Below are 17,978 nucleotides of genomic sequence, written 5' to 3'. Positions count from 1 at the left end.
CGATAGTAGTATTGTAATGAGATTCCACGTGAGACGCAATATTTTTATTCTTTCATCAAATAGCGCATTTTCGTTAGTATTTCCTGATAGCGACGGCGTGCGACTGGAAGTTTTAAGCCATTTTTTAGAATGACATGATCCTTGTTTACGGTTACAACTTGGCATAAATTCACAAGAACTCCTCGATAAATTTCTAGAAACGGCCATGCTTCAAGATAACCTTGCCAATATGAGATTGTATTCGTATCAAGATATTCATCAGTCGCTGTTTTGATTGACAGGCGGCGCCCTCTTGTTTCGATAACACAAATCATTCCGACATCAATACGCACAACACGACGTTTACCAAGCGTGATTTCTTGGGGTTCATACTTCGGTCGATCAATAATTTTTCGGATTGCTTTGAGTATCTGTTCTTTGTGGTGGCAGGACTGAATGCATTGATAAGATGGAACATCAAACCCTATTAAAATTGTCTTACAAGGGTCATGATATTTCATAATGCAATCTGCAATCATTAAATCTACATTTTCTGGTGAATCAATAACGGTGAAGGGCTGATTGAACAAATCTTGATACAGCACTAAAATTTCTTTAACACGTATGTTTGAATTCCGATTTCGGATGTTTAATTGAACTCGAATCACTGGCATCTCTCCTCGATTTTTGCATAATTTAATATGAACCAGTTTTATTGTAAAGATTCTTTGTATTAGCGGTCGTTTATGTATGGCGAACGGTCTTATTTTTAAATAAGTAACCGTTCGCAACATTCCTATCTCATAAAAAAAACTCGCCGAAGCGAGTTATTTTATTTTAAGAAGCATTGCATTAATCGCGACGATAACTGTTGAGAGCGACATTAATACGGCTCCAACTGCTGGAGATAGAATAAACCCAATGCCCGCTAGTATACCAGCTGCCAATGGAATAGCAATGAAGTTATATCCAGCTCCCCAAAGTAGATTCTCTTTCATCTTACGTGACGTGTTACGTGCTAATGACACGAAATGAAGAATATCCGAAGGATTACTCTTAACAAGAATAACATCCGCTGAATCAATTGCAACATCCGTTCCAGCACCAATTGCGACACCAACGTTGGCACGCGCTAAACTTGGCGCATCGTTAACACCATCGCCGACCATGATGACAGTTAGCCCTTGATCTTGATATTCACGAACAATACGTTCTTTGTCTTCTGGCATCAATTCCCCATGAACATCATCGATACCAAGATTCTTAGCAATCACTTGAGCTGCTTGTTTATTATCACCCGTTAGCATTACTGGTTTGATGCCAAGTGCTTTGAGTTGACGAATCATCTCGCGAGAGTCGTCTTTAATTTCGTCTCCTTGAGCAATCCAACCTGTGTTGCGATCATCCACAAGTAAGAAACTAATGGAATAACCTTCACCCGATAACGCCTTAAATGCTGCATCATCGTATGGAATTTTATTGTTTTGAAGATATTTCACACTTGTTATTTTTACATCATGACCTTCAAGCATTCCTTCAAGACCTATCCCTGCAATTGTAGTGACATTTTCTGCCTTCAAGAGCGTGATGTTCTGAGCTTCTGCTTCATCAAGAATTCCAACCGCTAATGGATGGGATGATGATTGTTCTAAGGTTGCGAAGTATTGGAGTACTTTTTCTTTGGAGTATGACTCATCAAATGAACGATAATCTGTAACGATGAAGTTTCCTTCTGTTAATGTTCCGGTTTTATCCATCATGATGACGTCAATATTTTGTGCAACTTCAAGCGCTTGGCGTGATTTGATCAGTAACCCATTTTGAGCTCCTAATGATGTTGAGCGTGCCGTTACGAGTGGAATTGCCAATCCCAATGCATGAGGACACGCAATCACAAGGACGGTAACCATGCGTTCAATTCCTGTATTTACATTGGTTAATATTGACCAAATAATCAATGCTAAGATACCCACGACAACGGCAATATAGAATAACCATTTTGCAACAACATCAGCCATCGATTCTGCTTTAGATTTATCTTTTGACGCTTGATCGACCAACGTCATTACTTGTGCAAGGAAACCGGATTCACCAGTTCCCGTTACTTCGACGGTAAGCGTTCCAGATCCATTAACAGATCCCCCAATAACCTTATCGCCTGGTTTCTTTTGAACAGCTCGTGATTCACCGGTAATCATTGATTCGTTGACGGATGTCTTTCCATCTACAATCACACCATCTGCTGGCATATTTTCTCCTGCTTTAATGATGACTTTGTCTCCGATAGTGATATCTTTCAACGAACGAACTTCTGTTGCCCCGTTTTCAAGGAGTACGGTTGCATCACTTGGAAGTAATTCAGCCATGCGTTGTAAGGCATTACCGGCATTCGAAATTGCCTCCATCTCAATCCAGTGACCAAGTAGCATAATGAGAATTAAGCTCGCAAGTTCCCAAAAGAAGTCCATAATGTGCACGGGACTACCGAGCACCGTATTCATTACGAATGCATACATACTATAGATATATGCGACGGATATCCCCAATGAAATTAATGTCATCATTGCTGGATTTTTAGATTTTAACTCTGATTTCGCTCCCGCTAAAAACGGCTGTCCACCATAGAAGTACAGAACGGTCGCTAAAATTGCGACAACCCACTCGCTTCCTGGAAATGTAAATTGGAAAGGAAGGGTTACCCCCATCATTGGTGCAAGAAAGAGTATTGGTACACCAAAGAACAGCGAAACGATAAACTTTTGTTTAAATGCTGTACCGTGTCCCGAATGGTCGTGTCCTGAATGATCTCCATGTCCTGAATGATTTCCATGTCCTGAATGATCTCCATGTCCTGAATGATCTCCATGTCCTGAATGATCTCCATGTCCTGAATGATCCATATGTTTCGAATGATCCATATGTTCCGAATGATCCATATGTTCCGAATGATCCATATGTTCCGAATGATCCATATGTTCCGAATGTTTCGAATGATCCATATGTTCTAAATGATTATCATGACTCATAGTTCCTTTTCCATCGCTTGAATGGTCATGGTGGCTATGATCGTGCATTGCTTCTTTGTTTTCACTCTTATTTTTTTCTGTCATATTAATCCCTCCACTTTCTTATAGTTTACAACTGTAAACGATATATGTCAAATTACTTGCATTTTCGTCATGTAAATGGCTCGTTACCACCCTCATCGTAGCAAAGTACGAATCATTAATTGTGACTTAAGTATGACATTTCGGATGGAGTCTATGTTTGATCAATACAACCTTAGCAATAGTTATAATTCACGGTGAATATAGAAGGTTAGGAATTAAAGTGAATTTCTTGACACATTTTGTCTACAACTGTAAACTAATAGTAAGGAAGTGATAACTATGGAAGATATAACAACAGCATCCTCAGCTGAATGGGAAGTAATGCGTGTCATTTGGAGCCTTGATGAAGCAACCAGCCGCAGCGTTTCAGAAGTTCTCAAAGACACACAAAATTGGGAAGTAGCAACGACCAAAACACTTTTGGGACGACTCGTTAAGAAAGGCTATTTAGATACGCGTAAAGATGGTAACCGATTCATTTATTTGCCCCTTGTTACAGAAGAGGAAAGTGTATCCAATCGCGTCGACAAACTATTTACATCAATTTGTAATAGCGCTGTTGGTGGCGCAATCGCAAAAGCAATTGACACCCACAACCTGTCAAAAAAAGACCGAGAAATTATTCTTGCAGCTCTCGAAGCAAAAGAGTTTGTTGATTCTGTGCCCTGCAGTTGCTTACCGAATCAAACAACAAAATGTAACTGTGAAACTGATAATTGTAAGTGTGGTCACAATAATAACTAACAAAATTAAAAAACACCCCGATTGGAACTTTTCTCCAATGGGGTGTTTTTTTGGGTGATAGGGCCCAATTATAATCTTTACTGTGCAACTTTAAATGTATTACTGATCGCTAATGTTTCTTTAACATTGACGTCAAATGTAAGTTCTTGATTTAAAACATCTGTAGGAACTTGGGCTGCAAATTGAATTACAGCATCTGCTTTTGGTTGTAATCGTTCAAATTGACTGAATTTTTCTTGATTGCTAATTTCGAAAAATGTTGTCGTCTTGATGACTTCTGAACCAACTTTTAGTGTTCCTAAAATATCTGTTTTTGAATCCAGCTCATCTTTAGTATTGTTGGTTACTTTAGCTTTTACACTAACCCATACTTTACCCTCTTCTTTAATTGGATATTCCAATTTATCTGAAGGTGCTGATGTTGGTTTTAAACCTTTGTCAGCTTCAATAGAGATTATTTCATAAGATAAAGCATTTCCCTCAACCGCTTTACCGATTTCTGCAGGTGACGTTGTTACTGTCTTTGATCCACAACCGACAAGTACAAACATTAATGTCACCAAGGTCACTAATTTTTTCATTGTATTTCCTCAGCTTTCCTCAACTATTGTACACAATTATTGCTTTGATGACTACCTTGATTCACTGACTTTCTTAAGATAAAATAAAGAGAAAACGGAGTCGAACTATGAATCAATGGACAGTAACCACACATGACGTTGGCAAACGCATTGATGTGTTTATCAGTGAAAAACTTAACCTTTCACGAAGTAAGGCATCAGAAATGATTAAAGATGGCATTGTATTTGGTAACGATACATGCTTAAAATCGAAGTATAAAGTTAAATTGAATGATATAATCAAGGCAGAAGACTATCATGTCAAAGCCTCAACACTTGAAGGCGTTGCAATGGCTTTGGATATAGTTTTTGAAGACCGCGATATTTTGGTTCTCAATAAGCAACGTGGGCTGGTTGTTCACCCAGGGAAAGGTGTTCATGAACCCACACTTTTGCATGGCTTAGTTCATTACTTGAACCAAGGTGATGAGGTTGTAAAACCTGGGATGGTGCATCGCATTGACCGCGATACTTCAGGACTTCTTGTCATTGCAAAAAATGATAAAGCTCATACATTTTTGGCTGACCAACTTGTAGATAAAACGATGGCCCGTACCTATCTTGCTTTGGTCCATGGTGTTATTGAAGACGCTATGATTACAATTGAAGCGCCAATTGGTATGGATCCCTTAAACACAAAGAAAATGAGTGTTACTGAGAAGAACAGTAAATATGCTAAAACCGATTTTATTGTGAAGCAACGGTTTGATACGATGACGCTAGTTGAATGTCATTTGTATACCGGTCGCACGCATCAAATTCGTGTGCATGCAGCATATTCTGGTCATCCTTTGTTAGGCGATCCTTTGTATGGAATCGATGATGACAAATCATCAGGGCATTATCTTGTTGCTTATCAACTCCAGTTTATCCATCCGCGAACACACCAACGTGTATCGTATCAAGTCGATATTCCTGAATATTTTGAACAGGCATATCCCCTAAAGTAGAGATGAGGTAGCTATGAAGCAGAAAATAAAAGTGCGCGACATTTTTAAATCAACATTTAAATACATACGTTTTGATATGTGGCGTTATTTGGTCGTTGCAATTTTAGCAGAAACCATGGTTATATTATTAACCAAACAAATTACAAATCGACTCTTCGACCTGGCACTTGTCAGTGCGAAAGTTCACGGAATCAACAATGAAAACTTTTTAGGTATACTTTTCAATCCGATTGCCATTACCCTCTTACTGATAATGGTCGTCGTTCTAGGAAGTATTGGTGTTGTTCAGTTAATTGCAATTCTTGCATTTGCTGATCGAAAATACCACCCTGAACCCCTTACGATTCAATCAATCTTTGCGCCCTTAAAACGACTCCGCGCTAAAGATATCCCGATTTTCTTAATTTATATCTTTATCATTATGCCGTTTGGAAATATTGGATTGACTTCTACGGTAACATCCAGTTTACAAATTCCGCTTTTCTTAATCGATTTTATTTATGAATTTGCCTGGATGAAGTATGCATATATTACACTAGGATGGATTCTTTTCTATCTTAACTTGCGTCTATTTTATGCCATCATCATTTTCTACAATGAAGATGTCAATTTCTATGAAGCACTCAAGAGTAGTTGGAAGATGACCCGCCGCCAAGAGTTTACCATTCTTAAAATCGTGGCTGCGATTGGATTCCTCTCTGTCTTATCGATTTTAGTTGGATCCATGGTATTACTTGTTTCCGGTGCCTTTATCGAAACAGTCTTGCCACAGTACCAATTTATCATTGAAACCATTACAAACACTTTAGTCATCTTCTGGACTTTCACCACTATTGCGTTCGCAAGTGTCTGGCTCATTCAAACTGTTACAGTGAGTTATCATGAACTAAAAGGCACACAGATTCACATCCATGCATTAACACCCAAATCGCGTCGACGTCTCCAACTTATTAATGTTGGCGTTATCTTTGTTTATCTTGGATTTTCTGCACTTCTTTATATGGACATGCCCAATAACGAACTTCGCAATGACACACAAATTGTCGCACACCGTGGTGATACGAAACGTGCCGTTGAGAATTCACTAGAGTCACTTAAATATGCAAATGAATTTAAACCTGACTATGTGGAGATGGACGTTCAAGAAATATCAGATGGTACGATTGTTGTGTTTCACGATCCTGATTTAAAACGTATTGGCACGAACTCGAATGCGATTTATCCTTACACATGGGAAGACCTCTCTAAAGAAACAATTACAAGTAAAGGTCATGAATCAACCATTCCAACATTCAAAGAATATATGGAACTTGCTCGTTCTTTAAACCAAAAGATTATGGTAGAAATTAAAGCACATAAAACTGACAGTCCCGAGTATCTTGCAAATATCATGCAGATTATCCGTGACGCAGACATGGAACACATGGTTTCTTTCCAAAGTCTCGATAAAAATGCGATTGTAAACTTTAAGGCAATGTACCCTAATGCTTACACTGGCTATATTATTGGTTTTAATCTTGGCGGTATTGAACCGATGCCCGTTGATTTCTATTCGATCGAAGATACATCAATTACAACACGTGTCGTAAACGATATCAAAAATCAGAAAAAAGCCCTGTACGCATGGACGATTAATACCTCTGACCTTATGGAAGTATATATTCGAACCAATGTTAATGGTATCATCACCGATGATCCCGAAACAGCAATCCAGGTTAAACAAGATATTAAAAACGGACCTTTGGATCGCCTCTTTTGGTCCCTTGAATCCATTGTCGATAGTATCAACTAAGTAAAAACGCCATGATAATCATGGCGTTTTCTTTTATCAAATCTCAACCGCACCACTATTCATTTTTAAAAATTCTATCTCATAAGCAGTTTTAAAGTCAAATATTTTACGCGGCATTGAGTTGATTTTAAAGGCAATGTCATCTAGATATTGTTGTCCAATGCTGTAAAGTGACTTTCCTTTCGGTATAAATCTTCTAACTATCGCATTGGCTCGTTCATTGGAACCACGCTGAAAAGAACAGTAAGGATCGCATTTATAAAGTTTGACACCGAGTCGTTTTGCAGTAATTCCCATTGTGTTAAATTCTAATCCATTATCAACGGTTATTGATTTCGTTACTATTTTGTTTTCTTCTATAAATTTTCTAATTAATGAGGATGTGTAATAGTCTAATCGATACTCAGCCTTTATCAGCCAATTCATTCTGGAACATCGATCTACGATTGATATTATTGCTGCACTTTCATTTTTCTTTCCGATTATTGAGTCAATTTCAAGGTGACCGATTTCATCTCGGGCCTCTATATAATTGGGTCTCAGACTAATTGGTAGCACAGTTCGATTTTCCAAATTCCATTGAAAGTGGTTCATCATTCCACTCATTCGCTTCTTTCGTCTACGTCTTTTGTAACACATCCTAAGAGGGTCAATCGTAAGTTTTCCTTGGTTGATCCAGTTATACACTTGTTGAACGGATACACAGGGTTTATGAGGATGATACCTTCTATAGTTGTTGAGGCAGACATCGATAGAACGGACTTTCGGATCATAACGAGAATTGAGGTAATCGATTAAGTGGTTATATTTATGTTGAATATCTATTTTTCTTTTCTTATAATGATTGCTTTTATACCTCGAAACAGTTGAATGCGAAATATTCAGTTCGCGTCCAACTTGTCGCATCGAATATCCTACACTCAATAAAATATCGATTTGGTCTTTTATTTTTCTATTTAATTGCTTATACTTCATATGGGAGCTCCTTTTAGTCGGGTGGGCTCCTTTTATTATACAAAAACAACCGCACCTTGGTGGTGCGGTTGAGATTTGAATTTAGGAAAACGCCATGATAATCATGGCGTTTTCTTTAGTCTTGATGGAGGACATGCGTCGCAATATAATGTGCAACACCATCTTCATCATTCGAAAGTGTTATTGCATCAGCAATTGTTTTGAGATTCTCGCGTGCATTGGCCATCGCGACACCACATCCTGCTTTCGCAATCATCGTTAGGTCATTATCGCTATCACCAAATGTCATAACTTCTTCAGGTTTGATCCCTAAAGATGCAGCATAGTTTAGAATGGCATCCCCTTTGTTCACCGAGCGTGGCATAATCTCTGCCCATCCATCTCCAACAATCAATAAATTGTAACGGGAGTCAAATTCTTTTGCAATGCGTTCTTTTACCAATTCGGTATAATCACCATTTTGGATATAAACCATTTTTAGAATCTGATGACCTGTTTCAAAAAGATGTTTGATATCCTTCAGTCCTGTTATTTTTTCTGCATTGAGAGACTCATTAAAGAACTTAAATTGTTGTTCAGAAATTCCCAACTGGTAGTCTTGGAATGCTACATCATCCATATGATAATAAATCTTATCTTCAAAACAATAGAGCACTCCCATAAAATATTTGTTTCCGATTGCTTCTTTTAGCTCGCAATCTTCATATGTCATGGTCGGTGCATGGTAATGGTAGTCTCGTGAATCATTATCAACACGTAGACCGTTTAAGCAAATTATGGCAGTATCATCACCTTCAATACCCAGTTGTCGTGCAATACCACTCGCACTTTCATGGTCACGTCCGGTTGCAAGCGCAAATTGAATGCCTTGCTTTCGTGCTTCATGAACTATTTTTTTCGTATAATCACTCACTTCATGATTGCTGTTTATTAAAGTTCCATCAATATCACTTGCTATTAATTTAATCATTGCCTTACCTCCCTATGCAACAAAACCAACATTGCGATGCAATGCTGGTTTATGATTATTTCATTTTTTCGATTGCGTCTTTTAATTTTGGATGTGGATCTTCCCACCCTTGTGGTTTAATCGTTTTCCCGTCTTCATTATAGTGAGGTTTCCCGTCCTCCCAAAGTTTCGACATATTTGCATGCTGAACTATTTCAAATAATGCTTCCGGCTCAACGCCCATTTCAACCAATGTTCCCAGCGCAAAATAGATTGTGTCAATCATTGCATCTGCTTGTTCAACAATTTCATCGGCTTCCAAGAATTCATTAATTTCCTCAAGCATCCACTTATAACGTTTTTCAGCACGTTCTTTTGCCATGAATGCAGGTTTTTCGGAAACGGGGTGGTTAAACTTTTCGTGGAAAAGTTTTACATCATTCCATTCTTTATTCATTCCCATATGTCATAATCTCCAATCTTAAATTTGTTTGTTAAATTCTTATATATTATAGCATACTCGCGATTTTAACCCGATGCTTTTCAACGATTATGAAAAACTTTTAACAGATTTTCGAGAAAAGTTGCAATTTCTGGAATTGTCGTTTATAATGAACATATGAACACACACTCATATGTAAGGAGGTAAACATATGGCACACAAACATTCACACGAACATGGACACGATCACAATCACGATCACAACCACGGAAACCTTCCAGTAATTATGTTCTTTATTGGACTCGGTTTCTTTATCGGGGCATTATTCTTACAAGCAGGGATGCTCCAGAATACATTCTACTTTGTTGCAATGTTGGCATCGGGATACCACATTATTATCGAAGGATTTGGAAGTACAATTACCGAAACACGGCGTTTAAAGAAATTTGCACCAAACATCCATATATTAATGACACTTGCAGCATTTGGGGCATCACTCATTGGTAACTTTGAAGAAGGTGCATTGCTGATTGTTATCTTTGCTGCAGCTCACTTCCTTGAAGACTACGCAGAAAATCGTAGTAAACGAGAAATTACAAACCTTCTCAAAATGAATCCTACCGAAGCACGCAGAATGCTCCAAGATGGAACCATTGAAGTCGTAGCTGTCGATGAACTAAAAGTTGGGGATCAACTTCAAGTTCTAAACGGTGACCAGATTGCTACCGATGGTGTGATCATCTCTGGGGTCGCAACCATTGATGAGTCATCCATTAACGGAGAGAGTATTCCACGTGAAAAAACAACCGGTGATACAGTCTTTGGAAGTACCATTAACGGAAACTCAACATTTATTATGGAAGTTACGAAAGACAGTTCTGAAACCGTCTTTGCTAAAATTGTGGAATTGGTTAATCAATCACAATCCAACCTTTCTAAAACGGCTACAAAAATTAAAGAACTCGAACCAATCTACGTTACAATCGTTCTAATTATTGTTCCAATCTTTATTCTTCTCGGAACATTTGTTCTCGGTTGGGGTTGGGATACAAGCTTCTACCGCGGCATGGTCTTCTTAACAGTTGCATCACCTTGTGCTCTAGCAGCTGCTGCGATTCCTGCAACACTATCTGCTATTTCAAACTTAGCAAAACGTGGTGTTCTCTTCAAAGGGGGATCATTCTTATCAAATCTTAGCGAAGTTAAAGCTGTTGCTTTTGATAAAACGGGTACATTGACAGCTGGGAAACCTGTCGTTACTGACATCTATTTTACTGAAGATATCGATCAAGAAACAATGACTCTGTACGAAGATGTGATTGTTGCAATGGAAAAAACAGCAAACCACCCATTAGCGAATGCAATCTTAAATTACTACTCCGCAACATTTGATTATGAACTTGAAGTTGAAAATGTCATTGGAAAAGGACTCATTGCGCGTCATGAAGGTATCCACTATCGAATCGGTAAACCCGAAACATTTGATAATGTTCCAGATGCCATTGAAGACCACAATGACCGTTACTCAAATGACGGTAAGACTGTTGTCTACTTCTCTGCTGATGACCTTGTAGTTGGAATGATTGCAATGATGGACGTTCCAAATGAGAAATCAGTTGCTGTTATCAAATACTTACGCAGTCAAGGCATTCATACAGTTATGATTACTGGTGATTCTGAACTGACAGGACAAGCTGTTGGACGACAAATCGGTATCGATGAAGTTATTGGGAACGTCTTACCAGAAAACAAATCAGCAATTGTTGAAGCGTTGCAAGCTAAATATGGTGTTGTCGCCATGCTTGGTGATGGCGTTAACGATGCACCTGCACTTGTAAAAGCAGATATTGGAGTTGCAATGGGTGATGGAACTGATATCGCTATCGATGTCGCTGATGCCGTACTCATGCAAAATGATATGACAAACTTCGCATATGCACACCGTGTCTCCAAACGACTTGATAAAATCGTCATGCAGAACATATGGTTCTCAATGTTGGTTGTTTTAACCTTAGTTCTCTTGAACATATTCGGCAAAATGACATTACCATTAGGTGTCCTTGTTCACGAAGGTAGTACCTTAGTTGTTATCTTCAACGGCTTACGCCTACTTGCGAACACCAAAGAATAACGAACTTAAAAAAAAGAGACTCCCACCATGGAAGTCTCTTTTTTACAATGTTTCCCTAATACGACGGGGTAATTTATCCGCAATGAGATTGTATGAGTTTAAAGCAAGTTGTTGTACGAGTCCATCGTCATGAATTTCATCCAAACGAATCGATATCCAATGACGTTTATTCATATGATAACCCGCTGTAATAATGCTCTCATAGTTCTGTCGCAAATACTCACCATCCTCTGGTTTTGCTTTTAACGTTAAAATCCGATAATTTTCTTTATCAAAACCATGAAGTGCAAAGAGCTTATCTGCTACAAATGCAACTTCGGTTTCCCATTCGATTTTAAATTCGAAACGCGCACTTGGAAATGATTCACAAAGCGCTTTTACTGCTTGCGGGCTCATTGTTTTTCACCTGAGAGTGTTAATACATAACCATCCGGATCAACTAAATAAGTTTCCAACGTTCCATAAAACGTTTCGTAGATATCTGGCATTTGATAGCCTTTTTCCTTTAAGGTTGCTACGAGTGCTTCAATGTCATCAAATCGAAAATAGAGCGCAATACTAGCCTTTAGGTCGTCATGTTTGAGTACTGGATACTCCTGGACCATTGCTTCCATTGATTCCATCATAATCAAGACATCGTCACGCCCCAAAATGACAAAATTATTCTCGACACGATCCACAACTTCAAATCCAAGCGTATTATGATAAAAGTGAATGCTTTGTTCAATACTGCTTACCATTAAATTCGGTGTCATTCGTTCTAGTTTCATCGTTTTCCTCCTTAATATTAGTATCGCAGTTTACTATTAAATTCTATTGGAAAAAATGGACATCTTCAAGCCGTTTTAATACGGCGTAAGGAGTCATTCCTAAATTTAGCTTTAAGTCATTAATGAAATGGGATTGATCGTAGTAGCCCATCTCTAATGCTAATGTCGTTAACGCTTCGGATGGGTCATTGATTAGATGAGACAGTGCTTTTTGCATTCTGATAACCATCACCACCGCCTTAACGTTCATCCCATAATATTGTAGAAACAGACGATTCATATGCTTGGAGCTATAACCAAAATGTGCTGAAATTGTATCAACACTACACAAGTAAAGATCATTGAAAAGTACCTCAAACCATTCGAGTGCTTGATGCGATGTTGTTTTAATACTTAGCGTTTCAAGATTTGTCGTGAGCACACCTTCTTGTTCTTGAACACTAAGATTCCAAAAAGATGAGTCTACAAGACGATCTGTCACGTCAAACGGTTTATCCATGGCTTCAGTTGCATGGATACCAAAAAGCGCATGTGCAGCCCCTGGACGCATTCTGATGCCAAATGAATCGCCCGGGTGTTCGGTAATGACATCATGATACATAGTCGATAAACCAGACAAAAAGATTGTCTGGTTTTTTTGATCAACAATACAATCTATACAGGCATCCGCAACAATGATATTTGTAACGGAATGGCCTTTAGGTATTGGCTTGACTTGATGAAAATGCCACATACAAATAACCCACGCATCGAATGACGGCAATTCGGTTTCGTAGTAATTAATATATTCCGAGAAGGTATCATGAAGATACGTAGGTATTTGAACAGGCGTATACATATTATCGCAAGGACGCGTTGACCGCTTTTTGAACGCGACGTGGTTTCCCTTTAATAGAATGTGTTTTAAGGTGTTTGAGAACTTGTTCTCCTTTACCATTATGAATATCAACATACGAAGAATCTTCCAACACTGAAATAACGCCAATATCATCCGCATTCATTCCTGCAAGGCTTGTGATTGCACCAACAATATCGCCTGGACGAATTTTTTGATTTTTTCCACCACGAATATGAAGTTTCATAATTTCAGCATCAAAATTTGCTGCTTTTGTTTTTCGTGGTTTTTGTTTACGACTTTGTTTATTCAAGAACATTTCTTTACGTGCTTCCACAAGAGATGGACTTGGATGCTTCATATCTAAAATTTCATAGGTTGAATCTGTCCCGTTCTCTTGAATCCAATATTGATCATCACGACTCAACAATGAAACTGCAAGTCCCTCTTTATCCAGACGAGCTGTTCGCCCAATACGATGGGTATAAGTTTCTAAATGGTGTGGTGTATCAAAGTTGACGACAATTTTAACATCATCAATATCAAGTCCACGTGAGGCAACATCTGTCGCAACTAAGAAGCGGAATTGACCCGTCTTAAATGCATGAATTGTTTTGGTTCGTTCTTTTTGGTCCATGCCACCATGAAGCTTACGAATATCAACACCTGCTTCGTGAAGTTGTTGCTCAATTTGATCTACTTTTTCTTTTGTGTTTGCAAAAATCAGACCGTGATCTGGGTTTTTCACAATCAACAACGTTTCTAAAAGCGCAATTTTATCATCCTCGTCGACAGTGTATGCTTCCTGAACAATTCGTGTGCTAACATCGTTTTTGGCATCGATACTTACTGTGATTGGATCGTTTAGAATACTCTCAGCAAATGTTTTAATTGCTTCTGGGAATGTTGCAGATAACAGAATAATTTGGATTCCCTCAGGCATATATTGTAAAACATCATCAATTTGATCTAAGAACCCCATACTGAGCATTTCATCTGCCTCATCCAAAACAACTGTCGTAACTTCGGAGACGTTAATTGTTTCTTGTGTTAAGTGATCAAAAAGACGACCAGGTGTTGCCACAACAATATGGGTTCGTTGTGCCAAGTCACGACGTTGGTGCTCAAAGGAGTCTTTCCCGTATACTGCCTGAACTTTAAGGCGTTTATTACGGCCAATATTAGTGAGTTCATCACGGACTTGTAATGCAAGCTCACGGGTTGGTGTTAAGACAATCGTTTGGGGTGTTCGAATATCCCACGATGTTCTATCTACAACGGGAATACCAAACGCCGCTGTTTTTCCACTTCCGGTTTGTGATTTGATGAGTACATCACGCTTTTCAAGAATCGGTTGTATTGTTTCTAATTGTACGTCGGTTGGCTCTGTATAGCCTAATGTTTCTAGTGCTTGTAATGTTTTTGGATCCAGTCCAAATTTATTAAATGATGTCATATTTATACCTCTTGTACGTATTATAACCTATCTCAGAAAAAAACACGCAATTTTGCGTGTTTAAAATAAATCCGTAATTATGATTCGGTCAATTTCATTGGAAGATGTCTTTTCGAATCCGGCAATGAACGCCTTTTACACCATTCGCCACTTGGCTAATATGAAAGTCCGCATGAACACTCAAAATCGAATACGCCAAAGTGCGAGATACACCATAATGCTGGGCTAAAAACTCAACACCTTCTAATGCAGCTTGGTGCGTTGCTTTATCTAAATCTGCATCAAATCCGTGGACCATCCAATGCGTATCAGTTTCTAATATTGGATTCTCTTTAAGTTTCATATCTTTATGAAGAACGAGTTGAATACGACCATTAACACTGCCTTCTATCGCCGTTCCGCTAAGCTCAGCGTCCCCTTGAGCAAAATGGCTGTCTCCAACATAAAAACCCGCTCCGGGATTATTCACTTCATAATACATGGACGTACCAACAACAAAGTTTTTATTATCCACATTCCCACCAAAATACTTGGGATGAGTTGTATCGACTTTCCCAGTTTCTTTAGGTGTCACTCCTGCAATACCAAAATGCAAGTTAAGCGGCACCTTGATGGCATCAGTGACTGTAATGCGTTCAACTTCATGTTCATGGCGTATTTGTCCAGGCTTTTCAATTTTCCCAGGGTATGTATACATAAATTCTGGGGATGCCGTAACGCCATCATCATTGATCTTATAGATATAGATGTATTCAGTTTGGTCGAATGCATCTGCCAATTCTCCCCAGTTCGCAAGAACATTCGAACCATGGGGCATGCGAGGCTGTAGGTCAAGTATTTTGGCTTCCAACACATCTCCAGGTTCTGCACCTTCGATATAAATTGGACCCGTCACAATGTGATCTCCCATATTACGATCTGGGAATGCATCATAAATTGCAGTAATTGCTTCATCCATCAAGAGTTCGGGGGCATCTCCTGATTGATGGCATATTGCTTCAATTTCTACGATATCGCCTGATTTCACAACAAGTGCCGGTTGCCAACTCTTGTCATAATATCCCCAATGTACCGTGTGGGGAGTTGCGGGTAGTTTGTGTATTTGACTCATAAGTATCACCATGACTTTGTATAGGTTTGCGACTATACTCCTTGTACTCTTATTATAATTTGCATGGGTTCAGAACGCTTTTACCATATTGGACAAAGAAAAAGGGATAATTTTCGAAGTTTTATCCCTTTTTGCTATCCGTGTCTTTTCACGTATTTTGCGTCATTGTATAAGAATCTGTCAGATTGTTTTTTCATTATTTCCGTTTCCGATTTACGACAGCTTCGATCCATGCCGGAGCATACGCTGACGTACATCCTGGCGCAACTTTCATATCACGGTAGACACCTAACGTCTCACCAATTGTAATACACTTTTGAGTATAGTCCGAAAAACGAAAGCCAATTTCACTTAAAGCTCGATTCATCATCCATTGCGTTTGTGGTGGTGATGCTACAAGTTCAGCTTCAACAGTCTCCAATATACCTTCAATCCGAGCTGAATCAATCATCTTATCGTTGCCAATTTCATACACAATCATACTCCAATACGCACGTTGAAATGCATCCCGAGAATCAGCTTTAAGTTCTTTTTTTAATAAATCGTAGTCAGGGATTGCTACAAGTGTTCGAAACATGAGATCATCTTGTAACGGTTCATATGCTGCTTGACCGATCATTGAGATGGCTGTTACTACCGATATTTGTTTCGGGTCCAGAAGCATGACCGCTAAGAGTTGCGCATCCACGACTTCACTTTTCCATAACTGAAGGGCGAGTTCATGATTGATTCCCATTGTTTTTGCGAGTTTTCGAACTGGGCCCAACGTTACACCTAATGTTGTTTCAGGTGCTCCTTGTTTGATCATTGATTTTCGGCGGGATGGACTTGCATGTGTCTTAAGGAATTCCATCGTTTCTTCATAGGTCATAGTGATTGCCTCCATTTGCAACATTATAAAATAGATTGGTAATTCAAGCCACTGCAGTGCATAGAAAAGCTCGGATAATCCGAGCTCATTTTATGATTCACGTTTTTTGTAAATGATGATTCCTGTACCTACAACAACGAGTGTTGCTCCGATATTAAGCAGTTTATCGCTCATTCCTGTTTTAGGAAGCCCTTCTTGTGGGTCCTTCGGCACTACCGGTTTAACTGGTTCAACTGGTTTCACAGGATCAACTGGTTTGACAGGGTCAACTGGTTTGACGGGGTCAACTGGTTTGACAGGGTCAACTGGCTTGACGGGATCGACTGGCTTGACAGCATCTTTCTCGAAAACAATCGTATATTCGCGATCAACACGATCATAAATACCACTTAGAATATTACCTGCTTTTAGTTTAAAACCATCTATCTTCGGTGCGAGTATCTCATAGGCACTTGCAACTTTACCTGTGATGGTGACATCTTCTATCAATGCATTACCTTCCTCATCAACAAACTTAAATGTATTAACAGGTTGACGTAATTGAACATTGTATGTCTGGTCTCCTTCAACAAAGTCAATGGGTGTTTCTCCAAATGGACCAACTACGATGTAGTCACCCACAATACTATTGAATGCCATTGAATCCGCTGGAACATCAATTTGCATCGCAGGTTCACTGTCATCATAAAAGCTAACTAAGTGACGACCTGTCATTGTTTCAGTTAAAAGTACTTCTTCACTACCATCAGCATTTATCAAGGTATAAGTCACTGTGTTCGTTGGTGCGAGTGCATACATCACACGAACACCATCTATAACTAATCCCTTTGCATCGGCATCGGCGACGATTTCGTTATAATTTACAGTTGTGCCATAATAAGCAATTGCTGAATCATCTGTAAATGTTATCAATGTGTAATAGAATGCATACGTACCGTCGGCTGGTGTCGGATAGAAGGGATTCGCAACTGTTTCCATCGGACTTATCACTTCTGAGCTTTTTGCAGTAAAAACTGGATTGGATGGGCTTAGGGTTCCTGAATCCTCAACCAGCGGATTCACAACCATAATTTCTTCACCTTTGCTTGCTGCTATTAAATTCGTTTTATACTCGATAATCGGAATCTCATAATTTGAAGATTCTGCTTTAGTGTAACCAACGCTTCCCAATACGAGTATAACCATCATCAATGATGCTAAGATTTTTTTCATAATAATCCCCCCGGTTATGTTTATAATCGAA

17 protein-coding genes are annotated in these 17,978 nt (G+C 38.9%); 4 read left to right on the top strand and 13 right to left on the bottom strand.

Annotated elements, in window-relative coordinates; all coding sequences use genetic code 11:
* Positions 1–44: 44 nt before the first annotated feature.
* Together G7061_RS02045 and G7061_RS02040 are read right to left on the bottom strand one after the other, a co-directional pair.
* Complete coding sequence (locus G7061_RS02045) at positions 45–647, bottom strand: LytTR family DNA-binding domain-containing protein (protein WP_159639661.1); 603 nt, start codon at positions 645–647, stop codon at positions 45–47.
* 159 nt (positions 648–806) lie between these two features.
* A complete protein-coding gene (locus G7061_RS02040; protein WP_370456904.1) occupies positions 807–2,879 on the bottom strand; it encodes a copper-translocating P-type ATPase in 2,073 nt (690 codons plus the stop codon).
* A 489-nt stretch (positions 2,880–3,368) separates the two neighbouring features.
* Here G7061_RS02040 and G7061_RS02035 point away from each other — a divergent pair, with 489 nt between their 5' ends.
* Positions 3,369–3,833 (top strand): CopY/TcrY family copper transport repressor, encoded by a 465-nt coding sequence (locus tag G7061_RS02035; RefSeq protein ID WP_159636139.1) that lies wholly within the window; start codon positions 3,369–3,371, stop codon positions 3,831–3,833.
* A 77-nt stretch (positions 3,834–3,910) separates the two neighbouring features.
* On the opposite strand, the gene G7061_RS02030 is transcribed toward G7061_RS02035, so the two are convergent.
* Entirely contained in the window at positions 3,911–4,414 is a 504-nt protein-coding gene (locus G7061_RS02030; protein WP_159639662.1) for a hypothetical protein, read from the bottom strand.
* Positions 4,415–4,521: 107 nt separating this feature from the next.
* Here G7061_RS02030 and G7061_RS02025 point away from each other — a divergent pair, with 107 nt between their 5' ends.
* Positions 4,522–5,403, top strand: coding sequence for an RluA family pseudouridine synthase (locus tag G7061_RS02025; protein WP_159639663.1), 882 nt, complete (start codon positions 4,522–4,524; stop codon positions 5,401–5,403).
* A gap of 13 nt (positions 5,404–5,416) precedes the next feature.
* Complete coding sequence (locus G7061_RS02020) at positions 5,417–7,195, top strand: glycerophosphodiester phosphodiesterase (RefSeq protein ID WP_159639664.1); 1,779 nt, start codon at positions 5,417–5,419, stop codon at positions 7,193–7,195.
* Positions 7,196–7,231: 36 nt separating this feature from the next.
* On the opposite strand, the gene G7061_RS02015 is transcribed toward G7061_RS02020, so the two are convergent.
* The 3 genes from G7061_RS02015 to G7061_RS02005 form a co-directional block, all read right to left on the bottom strand.
* The gene (locus G7061_RS02015) at positions 7,232–8,170 is read right to left on the bottom strand and encodes an IS30 family transposase (protein WP_166118291.1); all 939 of its coding nucleotides are present in this window, start codon (positions 8,168–8,170) and stop codon (positions 7,232–7,234) included.
* A 115-nt stretch (positions 8,171–8,285) separates the two neighbouring features.
* A complete protein-coding gene (locus tag G7061_RS02010) occupies positions 8,286–9,140 on the bottom strand; it encodes a Cof-type HAD-IIB family hydrolase (RefSeq protein WP_159639665.1) in 855 nt (284 codons plus the stop codon).
* A 55-nt stretch (positions 9,141–9,195) separates the two neighbouring features.
* Positions 9,196–9,582 carry an HAD family hydrolase gene (locus G7061_RS02005; protein ID WP_159639666.1) on the bottom strand — a complete coding sequence of 129 codons (387 nt, stop codon included), beginning with the start codon at positions 9,580–9,582 and terminating at the stop codon, positions 9,196–9,198.
* 190 nt (positions 9,583–9,772) lie between these two features.
* Here G7061_RS02005 and G7061_RS02000 point away from each other — a divergent pair, with 190 nt between their 5' ends.
* Positions 9,773–11,692, top strand: a complete 1,920-nt coding sequence (locus tag G7061_RS02000) for a heavy metal translocating P-type ATPase (protein ID WP_166118288.1) — start codon at positions 9,773–9,775, stop codon at positions 11,690–11,692.
* 42 nt (positions 11,693–11,734) lie between these two features.
* Here the strand turns inward: G7061_RS02000 and G7061_RS01995 are convergent, their stop codons facing one another.
* The 7 genes from G7061_RS01995 to G7061_RS10820 all read right to left on the bottom strand — a co-directional run bounded on the left by G7061_RS01995 (position 11,735) and on the right by G7061_RS10820 (position 17,947).
* Positions 11,735–12,088: an MmcQ/YjbR family DNA-binding protein gene (locus G7061_RS01995; RefSeq protein WP_166118285.1), complete on the bottom strand. Its 354-nt coding sequence runs from the start codon at positions 12,086–12,088 to the stop codon at positions 11,735–11,737.
* Entirely contained in the window at positions 12,085–12,462 is a 378-nt protein-coding gene (locus G7061_RS01990) for a VOC family protein (protein ID WP_159645576.1), read from the bottom strand. The genes G7061_RS01995 and G7061_RS01990 overlap by 4 nt, the downstream gene beginning before the upstream one ends.
* 43 nt (positions 12,463–12,505) lie before the next feature.
* Entirely contained in the window at positions 12,506–13,300 is a 795-nt protein-coding gene (locus tag G7061_RS01985; protein WP_370456899.1) for a helix-turn-helix domain-containing protein, read from the bottom strand.
* Between the two features lies 1 nt (position 13,301).
* A complete protein-coding gene (locus tag G7061_RS01980; RefSeq protein WP_159639671.1) occupies positions 13,302–14,753 on the bottom strand; it encodes a DEAD/DEAH box helicase in 1,452 nt (483 codons plus the stop codon).
* Positions 14,754–14,847: 94 nt separating this feature from the next.
* Positions 14,848–15,864 carry an acetamidase/formamidase family protein gene (locus G7061_RS01975; RefSeq protein WP_166118278.1) on the bottom strand — a complete coding sequence of 339 codons (1,017 nt, stop codon included), beginning with the start codon at positions 15,862–15,864 and terminating at the stop codon, positions 14,848–14,850.
* A gap of 196 nt (positions 15,865–16,060) precedes the next feature.
* Complete coding sequence (locus G7061_RS01970; RefSeq protein ID WP_166118275.1) at positions 16,061–16,735, bottom strand: DNA alkylation repair protein; 675 nt, start codon at positions 16,733–16,735, stop codon at positions 16,061–16,063.
* A gap of 90 nt (positions 16,736–16,825) precedes the next feature.
* The gene (locus G7061_RS10820; protein WP_205700105.1) at positions 16,826–17,947 is read right to left on the bottom strand and encodes a MucBP domain-containing protein; all 1,122 of its coding nucleotides are present in this window, start codon (positions 17,945–17,947) and stop codon (positions 16,826–16,828) included.
* Positions 17,948–17,978: the final 31 nt, after the last annotated feature.

Origin of the sequence: Erysipelothrix sp. HDW6B, from assembly GCF_011301115.1 — a bacterium.
GTDB classification, from domain to species: Bacteria; Bacillota_I; Bacilli_A; order Erysipelotrichales; family Erysipelotrichaceae; genus Erysipelothrix; species Erysipelothrix anatis.
This window is presented reverse-complemented; position numbering and strand designations above follow the sequence as displayed.